Genomic DNA, 18,625 nt, shown 5'->3' with positions numbered 1-18,625 from the left:
AATAAATTTAACTAATAGTTATTTCAAATAATGCTAAATTATTCTAAAAAAAATATTATTATATACTTGGATATAAATTTATTTTTTTATGAATTTATAGAAACCTACAATAAAACAAAAAGGTGTGTGTGAAAATGGACGAAAAGAAAAATTTACTTTTAGATGCTCTATGTAACAGCGTCCTTGATATGGATGAAGATTTAGTAAGAGCTAAAGCTGATGAATACCTAAATCTAGGATATGATGCCTATGATGGAATAGCTTCTGGTTTAGCTGTAGGAATGGATAAGGCAGGAATTTTATATGAGGAAGAGGAGTATTATATTCCTGAGCTACTTATGTGTTCTGATGCTATGTATGCAGGTATGGATAAGTTTAGACCTCATCTAAAATTTGCTTCTAATGGGATAAAACATAAGGCTGTTGTGGGTGTAGTAGAGGGCGATACCCATGACATAGGTAAAAATTTATTCAAGATTATGCTTGAAACCTGTGGTTTTGAAGTACATGACCTAGGAAGAGATGTTCCTCCTATGGAATTCATAAATAAAGTAAAAGAAACAAAAGCTACATTAGTTGGAATGTCTACTTTAATGACTACAACTATGGATAATATGAAGGTAGTTATTGATATGTTAAATGATTCTGGACTTAGAGATGATGTTGTAGTCATGATAGGTGGTGGACCCATCTCTCAAAGCTTTGCAGATAAAATAGGGGCAGATGGTTATGAAGTAGAGGCTTCAAAGGCTGCTCGTTTAGCCAAAGAACTTGTTTCAAGGAGGAGTGTAGCTAATGTTTAAAGATAAAATGACTCCTATGGAAAGGGCTATAGCAATTTCTCAAGGAAACACTATCGATAGAATACAATGCAATCCAAATCTTTCCAACGGCATTGCAAGGGTAGCAGGATTAAAAATTTCTGAGTTTAATCATAGTAGTAAAGCTCTATCCCATGCAGTTATAGAAACCCACAAAAGATTTGGTGGAGATGGTGCTAAAATATTTACAGATTTATTTATCATCTCAGAAGCCATGGGTGCAAAAATGAAATATCCAGAGGATAATACTGTAGACCTACTTGAACCAGCAATTAAATCTATAGATGAACTAAGTAAACTTACCCCTGTAAATCCATTAAAGGATGGAAGGCTTCCTATTCATATAGAATCTATGAAAATCGTAAAAGATGCTATAGGTTCTGAAGTTCCTTGTAGTGCAGCAATAGTAGGACCATTCACTAATGCATGTTTCTTAATTGGTGTTCAAGAAATGACCAAACTCATGATAAGAAATCCTGAAGCCGTTCATAAACTATGCAAAATTTCTCTTGATAGTTGTATTTCTTTTGTGAAAGAATCTCTAAAACAAGGCGTTGGAATTAGCATCTGTGAACCTATGGCATCTTCCACTGTTATTAGTCCTACTCATTTCAGAAAATACTGTACGCCATATATGGAACAATTAGTTAACTTCATAAAGGATAAAGGTTCAACTCCTTCTGTTCATATTTGTGGAAAAACAGATCCTATTTGGCAAAATATAGTAGATTTAGGCTTCAGTGCATTTAGTATAGATAATGTAGTAAGCCTATCAAAGTGTAAAGAAACTATAGGAAACCAAATAAAAATCATGGGAAATGTAGATCCTTCTACTGTAATGTATAGCGGTACTCCTAATGAAGTTAAGGTAGCTACATTAATATGTATAAGGGATGGTTATGATAGTCCTAAAGGCTATTCGGTAATGTCTGGATGTGGACTTCCTGTTGAAACTCCTATGGATAATATCCATGCTATGCTGGATGTTACTAGAGAACTTGGATGGCCTATAGATCCAGAAAAAATAGACTTTCTTATTAAAAAGTATGGTGGTATTTAAATGTATCCTATTGGTTTATAAATGAGTTTTAAAATATTCAAAATTGAATCAGCGCTGAAATTTTCTTACATTGTTGAAAGTAATCTTTCTTATAACTATTAGGTAAGTTTCAGCGCTTAAATTACATGTAGTCTATTTATTATTTAAATGTAACTTTGACCAATCTTCAAAAAGTATATTAGCTGTAGGTTTAGCTTCTGGTACTCCATCTAGGTTTTTTTGTGCTACCATAAGGTTTTGTTCATAATCTATAGCATAAATTGCTGCATCTGATGCAATCTGACGTTGTATATCTCGATAAATTGCTTTTCTTCTATCTGCATCTACCTCTTCTGCCCCTACCTTCCATAAATTATCTACTTTAAAGTTAGTATATCCTGTTTGATTATAGTAAGAGCCTGTTTCAAACATCTTTCTATAATCTTCTGGAGCTAATCCTAAAGAATATCCACTAATGTATAAAGCACATTCATCATCTTTACTATATAACTTGTTATAAAAATCTACATTTTCATAAGGTACTATGTCAACCTCTATATCTATGTCTTTCAATTGTTTCTGTACAATTTCTGCATACTCCTTATGAGCAAAAGCTTCTGTATTATATGCTAACTTAAGGTTATTTATAGCAACTCCGCTTTCTTCTATTAATGCTTTAGACTTTTCTATATCATGATTATATACTTCTACCTCATCTTCTATGTATAGTTCTGCCTCTTTAATTAAAATTGAATTTCCTTCTTCTACCTTCTCTGCACCTGATTCTCCATAGGCTGCAACTATCATTTCTTTTCTATCTAAAGCATAGGATAGTGCTTTTCTAAATACTATATTTTGCATTGAACTAACATTTTGATTAAAAACTATATAGTTTAATCTTCCTTGGCTAAAGGTATAAGATTGCAATTCTTCTCCCTTATAGGCTTTATCATATAATTCTGGGTTTGCTTTAACTAAGGTTAGCTCTCCCTTATTAAAAGCCTCCTCTGCAGCTTCTTCTGATGAAAATACTTTTATTGTTATGAAATCAGCCTTAGGACTTCCTGAATAATAATCATCATATTTTTCTAAAACCATACTATCTTCTTTAGTCCATTCTTTAAATTTAAAGGGACCAGATCCTATAGGTGTCTTATTTCTCTCTGAGGTGGCAACTATACCTTCATTTTCATAAATATGCTTAGGAATAGGAACCACCTTGGAAAGATTATATAAAAACATTGAGTTCTCAACTGGAAGGGTTATTTTAATAGTTAATTCATCTAATTTTTCTGCTTTTATAGGCTTTTCATCTATAATTAAATACTCTCTTAAGGGTGAATCCTGATTCTCATCTAAAATCAGGTTTATTGTATACTCCAAATCATCTGCATTTATAGGTTTACCATCATGCCATTTTAGATTTTCCTTTAATTTAATAGTTATCTCCATATTATCCTTAAAGTCAACGGACTCTGCTAGATAAGTTCTAACATCTCCCTCTCCATAAGAAAAAAGTGGAGAATAAATTATATTAGACACTAGCTGAACCTCTCCTACATTGGTAAATGCAGGGTTTACTATTTCTGGTTTCTCTGTTACTGGAACAATTATATTTCCTCCAACCGTAGTAGATATTTGCCCTTCATCATTTTTAGGACCTTTTAAATTACCGCACCCAGTAAAATTCATTATACTTATAATTATTAATAACATAGAAATCATTCTTTTAAGTTTCATAATGTCCTCCTTGATATAAAACATAAATTATTTTACTTTAGCTTTTGCACTTTAGACTAATTTTAAGCATGAAAATAAATTATTCTTAAAATAAAGGACCACTATGAAATATACCCACACAAAAAAAGACTATCTCAAAACAAATTACATCTTATATTAGTAAATTGTTTTGAGACAGTTCTATAACCTTAATGAAATATTGAGTTTAAAATAAGTTAAATAAAATTATACTATAAACTTGGTTTACAAATAAATTCATCTATTTTACAATCTAAAATATTAGAACCATGAGACGTACGCATAATAATGGCAGTATCTACTCCTAGGCCTGTTCCCCCTAAAGCTATAATGGGCTCCATATATCCTATAGCACCACTATCTAAAGCCATTACTGCTATTTCCACTGCTACTTTAGTACCTTGACCTAACATACGTAGAGAGTATGCAATTATTTCTACAGGATTTACTCCTCCAAACTTACGTGAAAGTCCACGCTCTGCTCCACTAAGCACATGGGTTGTAGTTACAACCTTAATTCCTCTACTTTTAAATAACGCTAGTTTCTCTTCAGAAATTTCTTGAACTCCGGGTTCTTTAAACCCATTAACATGTGTAACGCATACTATGTTTATTCCATCTATATCTAACTTAAGAAGCTCCTCTATAGTATTCCCTGTACTAGTAGGTACTACTATAGTCTTAATACTCCTTTTACGAGCTGTTTTTAATGCACTCTCTAATGTATCTTTAGTATTCTGTTTTCCTGGTTTTTCAAAATACATACTAACTTCCTCCCAAAATTATATATAATATATTTAAATTATAACATATATCCTCTTTGCTAATAATTCTACCCTAATTAAAATCCTTTAACTTAACGACTTTAAAATCAAAGTGTAAGCATTTTCTTTTATCTTTTCTATATCCATAGTTTCAAGGTTTGATGTAGAACAAAAATAATTTGAATAGCCTAACATAGCACTTATAAATACATAATATTCATACTCTCTATTTTCTTGTGCTCTAACTATACCCTCATCTATTCCAACTTCCATTAACCTTCTTACAGCGTCAGACATTTCTTCCTTTCGCTTTATAAAAATTTGGTTACCTTCTTCTAAATATTGTCTTAGTTTATCTGTTTCAATACTTGATAAAGCCAGGATAAAGTTTGAGTTTTTGCTTCTAGAATTTTCTTCTATTAATTTAAATAAACCATAACATTTATTTTTAAATCCCTGAGCCTTATTAACTATGCTGAACACTTCATTAAATTGAATTTCTATATTATATATAATAGCCTTAGCTAATATTTCTTCCTTAGACTTGAAATAATTATACAGGGTTCCTTTTCCTATACCAGCTACTTCTGCAATATCAGCAGCTTTTACTGAATGAAGGTCTATGCCTTCATTAATAAGCTTTATTACAGCATTAAATATATCTATTTCTCTTCTTCCATAGTTGCTATCAAACATTTTTAATCTCCTCAACCTCTACTACTGCTACAAAATCCTTCCTATGCAACATGTCATATATAATAGGAACAATAAACAATGTTAATATTGTAGCATAGGTTAATCCTCCTATGGTTACAATAGCCATTGGCTGAATCATATCTGCTCCCATTCCTATTCCCATAGCAAGGGTTGAAAGTCCTAAAATAGTAGTTAATGCTGTCATAAGTATAGGTCTAATACGAGCCTTTCCAGTTTCAATTAAAGCACTTCTTTTATCCACACCCTGTAACCTTAATTGATTTACATAATCAACAAAAACTATACCATTGTTAACTACAATTCCTGCTAATACAAGAAAACCTAACATGGAAATCATACTTATCTCGAAACCAGTTATTACTAATGCTAAGAGTCCTCCTGTAAACGCTAGAGGTATAGTAATCATTACTATTAATGGTGATAATAATGACTGAAATTGAGCTACCATTATTAAATATATTAAAACAATAGCTAGTGAAATCATTTTTATTAAATCTACTAAGGTTTCATTAATAGTTTCACTTTCTCCAGTAATATCTATGGTGTATCCCTCAGGTAATTTATAAGAACTTATTTTGCTTTCTACATCTCTACTCACAAGTCCAATATTATGTTCATTGTCTATACCTGCAGTAACCGACATACTTCGTACTTGATTCTTATGATTAATAGAAGCTAATGCCTGGTCTTCTGAAATTGTAGATATATCCTTAAGGGCTACTTCCTTTTCTTCACCATTAACTGTAGCTTTTATAGTATAATCCTTCAATGTTTCCCTTGTTAATTCTTCCTTAGATTCAGTTACAACTATTACAGGATATTCATTAGAGTTAATTGTAATATTAGTTGATTTAGTTTCATTCTTAATAGCTGTATCCACTTGTTGATATACTTGTGCTACAGTAAGGCCATATTTAAGTGCCTTATTTTTATCAACTGTAATTCTAGTCTCTTCTGATGCATCTTTTAGGCCATTTGATATATCAATTGTTCCTTCAGTGTTTTCTAAAATTCCTGTTAAATCAGTAGCTATCTCCTTAAGTTTATCTAAGTCATTACCTTTAACAAGAACTTCTATACCTGAGCCACCCATAGCTGACATATCCATATTAGATGAATTTACAGTTATATCGCAATTTAAGTCCTTTGTCTTTTCATCTATGCTAGTAGCCACTTGTTGACTAGTGTTACTTCTTTCGTCTTTTAAAATTATATACATAGATACTGCTTTATTGCTACCATTACCACCCAAAAGGCCCATAGAACCATTGCCACCTTGCATTGCACCTACTGTTTTAACATCTGGTATTGTAAGGATTATATCCATTACCTTATTACTCATTTCTCTAGCATCTATGGTAGTACTTTCCTTAGGCATTTCTATTGATACCATTATCTCATTACTATCAACCTCTGGCATAAATGCTGTCCCCATAGAAAAAGCACTATAAGCACTAGAAATTAATAATACTACCACTAAACCTATAATTATAATCTTATGATTAAGGGCTTTATCTAGTAACTTTACATAAATATCTATAATTTTATCAAAAAGTTTATGGGGCTTTTCTTTAGTATTGGTTAGCATAGTAGATGACATAGTAGGTACCAAGGTTAGGGCTATAATTAAACTAGCAATTAATGAATACGCAATTGTTAGTCCCATGTCAGTAAACAGTTGTCGAGATATTCCTTGAGTAAATACAATAGGTAAGAATACACAAATTGTTGTTAAAGTAGAAGCAAATATTGCTCCTGAAACTTGAGCTGCACCATAAACGGCAGCCTTAGCAGAAGACATACCTTCACTTCTTAATCTATATATATTTTCAATTACTACAATACTATTATCTACTAACATACCAACTCCCAACGCTAGTCCTGCTAAAGATATTACATTCATAGTAACTCCACTAAAATACATTAGACCTATTGCAAATAATAAACTTACGGGTATACTCATTGCTATTATAAATGTTGGTTTTATATCTCTTAAAAAAACAAGTAATATTACTATTGCAAGAATTCCTCCTAAAATTAAGTTATTTAATACAGAATTTATTACAATATCAATATACATTCCTTGATCACTAAGCTGATTTATATGCATATCTGGATTTTCTTTTAATAATTTTTCAATAGTTTTATTTATATCATGGGATACTTCAGCAGTAGAAGCTGTACTTTGTTTTTGGAAAGAAAGTAAAATACCATCATTACCATTAATTTTTGCATACATGTCATGGGAATTATTTATAAATCCTATATCTGCCACATCTTTAAGCTTTACTGTACCAATACCATCTATATCCAAGGTTATCAATTCTAAATTTTCTATTTCATCTATATTTGAAAATTGGTCTCCTACCTTAACTAAATACTCATGTTTATTTTCTGTAATATATCCAGCTGGCATGGAAAAGTTTTCTGCTGCTAATATACTACTTAATGAACTTTGGGAAATCACTCCATCTAATCCTGCTTTTTTATAAGCATTTTCTTCTGCAATTTTAAATTCTTCTTTTCCTTTCTTAATAGCCTCTTCACTTTCTTCTAGTTGAAGTTGTGCCTTGGCTAACTCAGAGTTAAGGGTGGCCTTTCCAGCTTCTAATTGTTTTTCTCCCCCTATAATTTCTGATAACTTCTTCTCTAATTCCTTCTTTTGCTTTAAAATCTCTTCAATACTTTTATTAGTAGCTTCCAAAGTTATAGATAATTGTGTTAATTTTAATTTTTCTTCTGCTGAAGTTTCTTCTCCTGCCTTTATTTGCTCTTCTATAACTTTCTCTAGATTTTCCTTTTCCTTTTTAATCTCATCACGCTTTTTTTCTAATCCTTCTTGACCTTGGATTAATAGTTTTAGCCCTTGTTCAACTTGATATTTTCCGGAAGAAAGGCTCATACTACCTTCCAATAACTTTTCCTTCTGCTTATCACTTTCTTCATTAAACTTAACTTTACCATCTTGTAAAGCTTTTTCAGCTTTATCTAATTCTGCTTTAGTTTGAGATAGCTTTCCATCAATAGATTTAAGAATTCTATTATTAAGTTTATCTATTTTTTCTTGCTTCAGAGAGATTTGTAAACTTTCCTCAATTATCCCTGTACCAGAAACAGATGCTACTCCATCCAATCGTTCAAATTCAGGTATAATCTCCTCTGTTACTTTCTTTGATGTTTCAGTAATATCTTTTCCATCAAAGTCTACACTAGCAACTACAATTGGTAGCATATCTGGATTTATCTTTATTAGCATAGGTGTTCCCACTTCATCATCAAGTTGGGATTTAACCATATCAATATTTCCATTCATCTCAATCATAGCGCTTTCCATATTAGTCCCTTGAGTGAACTGAATAATAACCATGCTTGAGTTTTCACTAGAAATACTATTAATTTCTTCTACTCCACTAGTAGTAGATAAAACTTGTTCTAGTGGCTTTGTCACAGTAAGCTCAACTTTCTCTGGACTTGCACCAGGATAGGCAGTTATTACTGCTACATAAGGTAAATCTATACTAGGTAATAAATCAGTAGTCATTGATGTAAAAGATATAATTCCAAGAATAATAACCAGTACAACCCCTACTATAACTGTCATAGGTTTCTTCACGCTGAATTTTGATAACACTTTAGTACCCCCATTATTATTAAATTCAAATGACTGACCGTCCAGTCACCAGATATTATACCATATATTACATATAGCTACAATAAGTTCATGGCATTAAAAAACTGCTTAAAAATAGACTAAATACTTACTAAAGTACTTAATCTATTTTCAAACAGTATACTCTCCTTATATATTTTTTTAGAATGTATTATTCATAAATATTAAACTCAACAGTCACCTTAAACAAATCCCCATCTATACCTATTTCTAAAGCTCCGTCATGAAGTTCTATTATGCTTTTTGCAATGGCTAAACCTAAGCCTGAACCTTCTGTATTCCTTGATTCTTCTCCTCTTTTAAATCTTTCTGTAATCTCACTAGCGTCAAAGTTTAATTCATAGGCTGATATATTTTTCATTGTTATATATACCTTACCATTTTCAGATTTTACATCCACATAAACTCTAGTGCTTTTTAGGGAATATTTTATAGCATTAGAAATTAGGTTTTCAAATACTCTCCAAATTTTTCTCCCATCAGCATTAATATATATTTTTTCTGATGGTATATTGGTTTTAAAATCTAAATTTGCTTCTTTAATTCTATTCTCTGCTTCTCCTAACGTCTGCTTTATTAAAGCATTTAACTCTATTTTTTCAAAATTTAACTGCATAGCTCCACTGGCAGCCTTTGAAGCTTCAAATAAGTCTTCTATTAATATCTTTAATCTTTGAGATTTTCTATCTAAAACTTCTACATAGGCTCTTGCTTCTTCTGGTTCAATGCCCATTCTTTTAAGTAAATCTACATAATTAATAATTGATGTTAATGGAGTTTTAAGATCATGAGATACATTTGAAATAAGCTCTGTTTTCATTTTCTCACTTTTATTTTCATTTTCTATAGATTTTCTAAGTCCTTGCTTCATATTGTTTATACTATGGGCAAGATCTCTTAATGCTCCCTTACCCTCTTCTGATATATCATCATTAATTTTTCCTTCTGAAATAAGCTTAGCACCATTAGTTATTTTATTTAAATAAGCAAACTCTTTCACTAATTTATATATAACAATTGCTGTAGCAACTATATCAAAGCCAAGGGCAATAACTGCTCCTACTGCTCCTACTATAACCATTAATATTAAAGATACACTAGTACAAATAGCTACATATACACCTATAACCAATACTAATTTTCTTCCTAAAGTACCTTTTTCCATAGCTATACATAAATGATTATAAAGTTTTACTCCATAACTATCCTTAAGAAGTGTATTCTCCTTATAATTTTGAAGTAAAGCTTTGATAATTAAGTAATAAGCTATCAAAATTAGTGTTACCACCATTATATTATTAATATTGATGGTGTATCTATATTCATTACTCCAATTATGTGTAAAAAACATATGATAAGATATCCATCCCATTAATATACCTAATAACTTAAATTCTAAAGGCATATTTTTCAATTTTTCTACTATTCTATTTGAATAGCATGGCTTATATCTAAACTTCTTAAGGACAAAAATCATAATTACTACCCCAAATAAGGAGGCTACCAAAATGCCTATTTCTGTATCTACAATAGAATTAGCTTGCAGAAATTTTTCATAGGTATTATATATGCTATCTCCAGCTACTAGTTTACTTGGGACTGCTACATATATATCCAAATCTCCCTTTACTCTAAAGCTCTCTTCATTAGTATAACTATTACCATTCTCATTATAACTATGTTTAACTACTACAGTAGCTCCATAACCTTCCCTGTAGTTACCATATTCATTTACTTCCTTGTCTTTAATAAGTTCTCCATTAATAAATATATTTTTATTTTCTACTCCGCTAGAAATATGATATTCCGAAAAATAGCCACTATTTTTCTTTAACTCTGCAATGGCATCCTTACCTGGTTTATAGTTGGTAAGCCATATGTCATTAGCTTTATCATAGGCAATGTACCTTAAATTTGCATAACTGTCCAAAGTCTTAATATACCTATTATAATTCACCAACTTCTCTTCAACTATTAACTTTTTTAGTTCTTCATCACTATAATTGTACTTTTCCTCTATGCTTTTATAGATAGCTTCTTCCTCTTTGTTAACCTTCTCTTCATCCCAATTGTTAGTGTATTTTTCATGTAACTTACTTCGCTCATTATCATACTCTTCTTGAATCTTCTTTCTTATAATTTCTTTTTTCCATTGAATTTCTTCCTGGGTTAAATTTTTTATTTCCTTAATATAATCTTCTGTTTTATAAAGTTCCATTACTTCAAGAATCTTTTCTGTAAAAGAGTTGATTTCACTTCCTAAAAATTTACTTCCATACAGACTTCTTTCATCAAAAATACCACTATTAACTCTAATATCTTTAAAAGAAATTAGGGATATGGAGACCATTACTACAGTTATTATAATAGCTATAGTCTTTGCTATTTTTATTCTTCTACAGTCTTTTACCATTTCTTCATACTCTCTATCCTTTTCATCAACACTTGTCGATTTTGTATCCAATTCCCCACACCACCTTTAAATATTTTGGTTCCTTTGGATTAATTTCAATTTTTTCTCTAATCCTTCTTATATGCACAGCTACAGTATTATCTACATTGTAGCTAGTTTCATTCCAAACTCTTTCGTATATTTCTTCCATGGAAAATACTCTTCCTTTATTCTTAAGCAATAATTCCAAAATTTTAAATTCTATAGGTGTTAGTTTTATACTTTCACCATCAACAAATACTTCCTTATTTTTAGTGTTTAGTTCTAATCCACCACTTTTTAAAACTTCCTTTTCTTCTTCTTTGTTAAAATTACCCAAGGTCACATATCTTCTAAGTTGTGATTTAACCCTTGCAATTAACTCCAAAGGATTAAAAGGTTTTGTTATATAATCATCTGCTCCCATATTTAAGCCTAAGATTTTATCCGTGTCCTCTGACTTTGCAGAGATAAGAATTATTGGAATATTTTTTTCTTCTCTAATTTTAAGAGTTGCTCTAATTCCATCCATCCTTGGCATCATTATATCCATCAAGATAAGATGTATTTCCTTATCTACTAAAGTTTCTAAAGCTTCAATTCCATCACAAGCTCTATATATTTTTAATCCTTCGTTTGAGAGATATATTTCAATGGCATCTACTATTTCTTTATCATCATCAACTACTAATATATTGTAATTCATTATACTCCCCTCCACTTCATATTAATTATACCATGACTTCTCTCAAGCTATACTTCTATATTACCCTTGAAATATTAAATAATTGTTTATATAAACCTTAAGAAATTCTTACAATATGTTCACATAATAAGAATAGTAGCTATGAAACATAATTCATTAACTTTTATAAAATATAGAGCCTATACTTTAATATTCTTAAAGTATAAGCTCCATGTTTATGTTAATATATTTCATTCATTAATTTATTATTTAAAATAACTATCGATTGGTCTCCCAATTCCTTAAATCTTTTTTCAACTAACTTCTTATCATAGCCAACTACACCATTACCTTCATAGGGATCATTAAAATAATATTTATCTTTATCATAACCTACAAATACCATACAATGCTCATTACTTATCCACTGAAACTTCTCCCCTGATTCTCGCAAATACCATTCTGCACCTGATTCAGTAGGAAGTAAATTAAGGCTTGTCCAAACTAACACAGGTATTTCTTTATCTATATAATTTTCTATAAGTTCATTAAACCCACTTCCTGTGGTATTTTTTACGCAGTGCTCTTTTCCTAAGATTTTATTTAATGAATTAACAATTACAGGGGCATAACATCCATAACTATATACACTTCTTGGGTCTCCAACAAAAGCTTCATTAGGATTAGGACCATATAAATCTCCATTAACTTCTTCTAAAAATGAGCTCTCTAAATAATCATCTATAAACTCATCAACAGATATATTATATCCATAATATTTTAGTATCATAGATGTACTTACAACCTCACACCCTGTTGGATATTCTCCAGCTTGACTTATATAGGGTACAGAGATAAGCTTGTAACTTTTATTAGATTGTTCATTAATTTTGTGAGTTTTTAATTCATTATTTAGTTTCTTATAACTCCATAGTGATATCTGCTCTGGTGTATAGGAATTTAAAATAGCTGACATATATACTGTCAAAATGCATAATGTAAAAAATAATACTGTTCTTAGACTTATTGATTTCCCTTTTATTGAATAGTTTTTATCCTTATCTCTTACTCTTTTTGTAATCTTCAATGGATTTTACCTTCTTTCCAAAGGATTTATTTGTTAAATATAGTATACTATGTAAAACAGAGCAAATAATTAAACAAATTGTAAATTATATACAATTAAAGCTTATCCTATAGAATTTAAATCCATAGAATAAGCTTTATCTTATTATCATATTGTTCCTAATTTAAATATCTTGATATACTTGTACAATCTTCTCCCAAGTTAATGGCCCAACTATACCATCAGAATTCAATTCAAAGCACTTTTGAAAATCTATAACTGCTTGATTTGTTGCCTTTCCAAAAATCCCATCCACATTTATATTTTTTATAGAGGGATACTTATCTGCTATAGCGCTTAAGTAGGTTTGTAATTTACTTATGACATTTCCTCTAGAACCTTGTTTTAATATATATCCTGGATACTCATATCCATCTCCTTCTGGCTTATTACTTCCATTAATTATATCTTTATATACAGAGTATATTTTATTCCAAGTTTGCTTTCCAACTATTCCATCTACATCTAATCCAAATTTCTTTTGAAATTGTATTACTGAATCTAAGGTACTTACACCAAAAATACTATCTCCATTAATTGGAGGCACTTCTTTATAATATTGAGATACAAAATTTAAGAAATATTGCATTTGAGATACAGCATCACCTGTGGAGCCTTGCTTTAATAAATATCCAGGATACTCACCTGCACTTTCTAATTTTTCTCCTTCTGACTCTAATTCTGCTAATCTTTTAACTCCTACATAAATTCCTGATATTTTATACCAAGTTGATTTTCCAACGATTCCATCTGCATATAAATTAAATATTCTTTGGAATGCCTTTACAGATGATTCTGTCTCTGATCCAAACACTCCATCTACAGGTTCTATTTTAGGTATTGCTGGATAATTATTAGAAATTCTATTTATTTGTCTTTGAATTGTTTCTATATCACTTCCTGTAGTATTAAGCTTTAGCGGAGTTCCACCAAAGGATTCCTCTATACCTCTTATATCATTAGTTTTTGTTAGTTCAATATTATCACCATAGTAATTTTTTAGTATCTCCATAGTTTCATATCCATCTGTAGCAAGTTTTACAGTATCCCATTGTGATAACCCTTTACAAGTTACAGTTGTGCCATTACAATATTGTGCCAATAGTGGTTCCATATAACCTTCTCTAGTAATATATTCATTAAATATATCATCTACAATTCTACTAATATTCTCAAAAATATTTCTTCCCTTAATAAAGTATTGATCATAGGCTGTAGAGTTAGTTATGTGAAAGTTATACCCCTTATTTCTATACCACTCTGTATATACTCTATTTAATGCAAAGGAAATTTGACAATATATATTGGCTCTTATAGCATGCTCTGGCCAAGTAGGATATATTTCACTAGATGCCACATTCTTTATATACTCTGGAAATCTTACAGTAACATTTTCTGCATAGGATGATGGTGCACCCAAATGTACTGTTATGAATTCCGGAATATATGGTCTTATCAACACCTTGCTTTGAAAAATTGGCTCTTTCTCATCTACCTGAACCCTAGGCATCTCCTCTATCAACTGATGTGGTGGAATATAATTATGCTCTAGTTCCTCTAAGAATTCTCTTTCCTTAGTAGTAGGTATCATTTCTACTTGTTGTATTGATACTTCATTAGAAAAAACTTGAACCCCTTCTACTACTGCATCCTTATATCCAGGAGCCCTAACATATAAATCATATACTGAATATGGTATTTGATCAGAATCTTTATTTTTTGATAGTTCAATATCTGGTGTATCTACTTCTAATATTTTCGTTATTCCGCTAGAATCTGTAGTTAATATATGCCCTTTATCAAAATCTACTGAAGTACTTTTTAAAATAAATATATTTCCGCCTGAAACAGGTACCACCTCTCTTGCAGTAAAGAGTTCTACTTTTATAAAACCTCTTCCCATAATTTTCTCCTAAAAAATATTATCCATAGTTATTATATGGAGAAAAGCTATTTATGTTAGTAAAATTCCAAAATATAATTATCTTAATTTATCTATCTGTAATCACTTTATGAATTTTCACATCATGTTCATCATAAGGAATATAGTCACAAGTAATCTTTTCTCTACATATAACAGCTGTAGTAAAGGTAGCATGTTCTAAGTAACGATCATAAAATCCTCCTCCATAACCTAAACGATACCCTTCTTTATTACAAGAAACACAAGGTATTATAGCAAAATCTATTTCTTCTGACCTAATTAATGGACATTCATCCTTAGGTTCTAATATCCCATACTTTCCATCCTTTAAAGATTTATAGCCCTTAATTTCATGTACCTCCATAATCCCCTTACCTATACATTTTGGAACTCCAACTCTTTTACCACTTTCTAATGCATTCTCAATGATATTTCTTGTATTAATTTCATCTTCTGTACTTACAAAACAAAATATAACCTTTGCTTCTTTATACTCCTTAAGATTTATTACTTTTTCATAAATTTTCTTATCCGCTTCTAAAGTATAATCCTTTGATAATTCAGCAATACGTTTCATAATTTCATTACGAAGTTGCCTTTTTTCTTCTTTTATATTCATTAGTAATCTACTCCTTTCTTCCGATTAATATCTTTATATATTTTATAATACATTAAATAAAGGAATACTCAAAACAATAATATTGTTTAGTAGTATTCCTTTAAATTTATTATAATGTTATTCCAAATATTTTTAATATATATGGTAATACTCCTATGGCATTTAACCATATAATGAATATTAAAACTGGTGCAATATATTTTATCATTATTACAAAGAATTGTTTACTTCTAAATCTATATTTACCATTGCAACTAATCTCATCTGAGATATTATCAACACCCCATACATAGCCTATGAATATACACATTAGAAGTCCTCCTAGTGGCATAAGTAGATTTTCAGCTAAGAAACTCATAAAGTCAAAGAAATTGTATCCAAATATTAATACATCTTTCATAACTGGTCCATTGGCCAAGGAACAAGGTATTCCTATAAAAAATAAAATTGTTGATATTATTATAGTAGCCTTCTTTCTTTCTATTTTAAAAGTATCAATTACAAATGCTACTACAACTTCAAGCAACGATATGGCTGATGTTAATGCTGCAAACAAAATTAATATGAAAAATAAAATACCAAAAAATTGTCCAAAAGGCATTGAATCAAATACTGAAGGTAACGTTATAAACATGAGGCTTGGTCCAGCTCCCGGCTCAAATCCAAAGGCAAACACTGCTGGTAACACCGCAAATCCAGCAAGAAGAGCTACTGCTGTATCTATAGCTGGTATAATTACTGCATTCTTTTCTAAGTTTTCTGTGTTTCCCAAATAACTACCATAAGTAATTATTGCCCCCATTCCTAAGCTTAATGAAAAGAATGCCTGTCCTAAAGCTGCCATAACTGTTCCAATTGTAACCTTCGAAAAATCTGGTTTTATAAAAAACTTTATTCCTTCCATTGCTCCATCTAAAGTTACTGATCTAATAGCAATTATAACTAATAATATAAATAGTGCTGGCATCATAAATTTACTTGCTTTTTCGATACCTCCAGCTATTCCTTTCAATACTATTACACAACAAAGAACCATAAATACTAAATGCCATACTATAGGTTGAGTAGTACTTGCTATGAATCCACTAAAATAATTTCCTGCTTCTGCTCCTGATATTCCTCCAATTAAATACTTACCTATATAATTTAGTACCCAGCCACCTATAACACTATAAAATGCTAGTATGCAAAATCCCACAACTACTCCAATAAAACCTACAAAGGCCCACTTTTCACTTAACTTTTTGTATGCTCCTACTGAACTTAAATGAGTATTACGTCCTATTGCCATCTCACCTAGCATAATTACAAATCCAATGATTACAATCATAACTAAGTAAATAACAACAAAAGCTCCTCCTCCATTGGCACCTGCTAAATACGGAAACTTCCATATATTCCCCAAACCTACCGCTGAACCTGCTGCTGCTAATATAAAACCTATATTAGATGCCCATTGTCCTCTGTTACTCGTATTTTTATCCATAACTTTCCCCCTATCAAATTTGATAATTGTTTAAAATATATTTAATTATAGAATATATTTTATAATTATTATAATACAAATTTTCAGATAATTGAATAGAAATTTTATCTATATTCATTGTTTTGCTTATAGCTATCATATTCTCTATAGCCGCATAAATGTAAATCCTTATATTTAAGGGCTTTCCAGACATTAATTATATTTTGAAATCACCATAAAATATATTGTTAAATCGTTTTTGACACTTTATTAACAATATATTGCAATACCATTAAAACTCTATAATGTCCCTTTAAAAATTTTCAGTATATAGCAATATCCTATATTTTAAATAACAATGAATATAAGAACTTCTATTTATACTTTATTAACATATAGAAGTATTTAATTTAAAATTATATATAAAATAATTATAAATTTCAACAAAATTTTGTCGTTTTCTTTCAATTTTTCAATTTAAAGCTTTTCATCTTTTTTAGCAAATAAAAAACAGATGAGACTATCACCTGTTTTTCTATTTAACTAAATATTACTTTATTTTTTAAACACTTTAGGATATAAATATTCAGCTATTATATTATAAGCTTCCACATATCTATCATTAGGTTTATATGTGTATAAATCCTTTGGTAATACGATGTATTTTCCTTCTTTAACAGCTCTTAAAGAAGACCACACTTCATTTTTTTCTAAGTCTTCAATTCTCTTTTCCTTTATCTTTTCCGTATCAGATCCCATTTCTGTAACAAATATAAAATCAGGGTCTTCCTTTAACAATACTTCCATGCTAAAATCTACAGAACTTTTACCTTGTACAATACCATCACCAATAATATCAGCACCTAAATCTTTCAAAATTTCACCTGTGGCACTATCAGAACCTTTAATTTTTATTCCTTTTACCGTACTCATCATTAACATTACTCTAGATTTTTCACCTTGAGGAACCTTGGAAATCATCTCTTCAATTTCACCTTTTATATCTGTGGCATATTTTTTATAGCTATCTTCTCTTTCTAAAAGTGCTGTATAAATTCTAACCACCTTAATATAATCATCTATATTATCAATTCCCATACATAAAACTGGTATATTACTTTGTTCTAAAACCGTTGCTAATTCTACATGAGCAGAAAACCCATTAGAAAGGATTACCAAATCAGGCTGTAAAGAAATAATAGCCTCAGCACTAGGTGCACCTGCCGTTCCTACAACTGTTGCATCTTTACTTTCTGGAACAGATTTCTCATCTGATTCTTCTACACGACCAACAACCTTTCCGCCCAATTTATACCAAAGATCTAAATAAGAATTATAAGCACAAACAACTTTTGTAGGATTTTTTTTGATTGTTACTTCTTTATCTCTACTGTCAATAAAAGTTATACTATCCCCATTATCCTTTATACCATAACTTTCAAATGAATCAGCTGCAACTTGTTCCCCTTTCTTATTAGTATCTGTTGCTCTATTATTTTCTTTATTAGTAGCTTTACCTCCACATCCTACTAATAAAGCCATAGTCATAGTTATAGCAATAACTAGTGACATAATTTTAAACTTTTTCATCATTTATTCCTCCATT

13 protein-coding genes are annotated in these 18,625 nt (G+C 30.2%); 2 read left to right on the top strand and 11 right to left on the bottom strand.

From position 1 onward, the window contains the following. The first annotated feature begins 134 nt into the window (after positions 1–134). Both B3086_RS02205 and B3086_RS02200 read left to right on the top strand, forming a co-directional pair. A complete protein-coding gene (locus B3086_RS02205) occupies positions 135–803 on the top strand; it encodes a corrinoid protein (RefSeq protein ID WP_346847733.1) in 669 nt (222 codons plus the stop codon). After that, positions 796–1,881, top strand: coding sequence for a uroporphyrinogen decarboxylase family protein (locus B3086_RS02200; RefSeq protein ID WP_346847734.1), 1,086 nt, complete (start codon positions 796–798; stop codon positions 1,879–1,881). Before B3086_RS02205 ends, B3086_RS02200 begins: the two co-directional genes overlap by 8 nt. A gap of 132 nt (positions 1,882–2,013) precedes the next feature. On the opposite strand, the gene B3086_RS02195 is transcribed toward B3086_RS02200, so the two are convergent. The 11 genes from B3086_RS02195 to B3086_RS02145 all read right to left on the bottom strand — a co-directional run bounded on the left by B3086_RS02195 (position 2,014) and on the right by B3086_RS02145 (position 18,609). Continuing rightward, a complete protein-coding gene (locus tag B3086_RS02195; protein WP_346847735.1) occupies positions 2,014–3,600 on the bottom strand; it encodes an ABC transporter substrate-binding protein in 1,587 nt (528 codons plus the stop codon). Positions 3,601–3,830: 230 nt separating this feature from the next. Then, positions 3,831–4,382: a pyruvate kinase alpha/beta domain-containing protein gene (locus tag B3086_RS02190; RefSeq protein WP_346847736.1), complete on the bottom strand. Its 552-nt coding sequence runs from the start codon at positions 4,380–4,382 to the stop codon at positions 3,831–3,833. 87 nt (positions 4,383–4,469) lie between these two features. Then, positions 4,470–5,078: a TetR/AcrR family transcriptional regulator gene (locus B3086_RS02185; RefSeq protein WP_346847737.1), complete on the bottom strand. Its 609-nt coding sequence runs from the start codon at positions 5,076–5,078 to the stop codon at positions 4,470–4,472. After that, a complete protein-coding gene (locus B3086_RS02180) occupies positions 5,071–8,730 on the bottom strand; it encodes an efflux RND transporter permease subunit (protein ID WP_346892730.1) in 3,660 nt (1,219 codons plus the stop codon). Before B3086_RS02180 ends, B3086_RS02185 begins: the two co-directional genes overlap by 8 nt. A gap of 190 nt (positions 8,731–8,920) precedes the next feature. Continuing rightward, positions 8,921–11,233 (bottom strand): HAMP domain-containing sensor histidine kinase, encoded by a 2,313-nt coding sequence (locus B3086_RS02175; RefSeq protein ID WP_346847739.1) that lies wholly within the window; start codon positions 11,231–11,233, stop codon positions 8,921–8,923. Next, positions 11,208–11,906, bottom strand: coding sequence for a response regulator (locus B3086_RS02170; protein WP_150845957.1), 699 nt, complete (start codon positions 11,904–11,906; stop codon positions 11,208–11,210). The genes B3086_RS02175 and B3086_RS02170 overlap by 26 nt, the downstream gene beginning before the upstream one ends. A 220-nt stretch (positions 11,907–12,126) precedes the next feature. After that, positions 12,127–12,972 carry a C39 family peptidase gene (locus tag B3086_RS02165; protein WP_346847740.1) on the bottom strand — a complete coding sequence of 282 codons (846 nt, stop codon included), beginning with the start codon at positions 12,970–12,972 and terminating at the stop codon, positions 12,127–12,129. A 163-nt stretch (positions 12,973–13,135) separates the two neighbouring features. Continuing rightward, on the bottom strand, positions 13,136–14,914 hold the full coding sequence (locus B3086_RS02160; RefSeq protein WP_346847741.1) for a peptidoglycan-binding protein: 1,779 nt from the start codon (positions 14,912–14,914) through the stop codon (positions 13,136–13,138). Positions 14,915–15,002: 88 nt separating this feature from the next. Continuing rightward, complete coding sequence (locus tag B3086_RS02155) at positions 15,003–15,554, bottom strand: 5-formyltetrahydrofolate cyclo-ligase (RefSeq protein ID WP_346847742.1); 552 nt, start codon at positions 15,552–15,554, stop codon at positions 15,003–15,005. 109 nt (positions 15,555–15,663) lie between these two features. Further along, the gene (locus tag B3086_RS02150; RefSeq protein WP_346847743.1) at positions 15,664–17,040 is read right to left on the bottom strand and encodes a sodium-dependent transporter; all 1,377 of its coding nucleotides are present in this window, start codon (positions 17,038–17,040) and stop codon (positions 15,664–15,666) included. A 534-nt stretch (positions 17,041–17,574) separates the two neighbouring features. Next, complete coding sequence (locus tag B3086_RS02145) at positions 17,575–18,609, bottom strand: ABC transporter substrate-binding protein (protein ID WP_346880404.1); 1,035 nt, start codon at positions 18,607–18,609, stop codon at positions 17,575–17,577. Between the last annotated feature and the right edge of the window lie 16 nt (positions 18,610–18,625).

Source organism: Clostridium sp. UBA871 (genome assembly GCF_002295255.1).
GTDB classification, from domain to species: Bacteria; Bacillota; Clostridia; order Clostridiales; family Clostridiaceae; genus Clostridium_J; species Clostridium_J sulfidigenes.
This window is presented reverse-complemented; position numbering and strand designations above follow the sequence as displayed.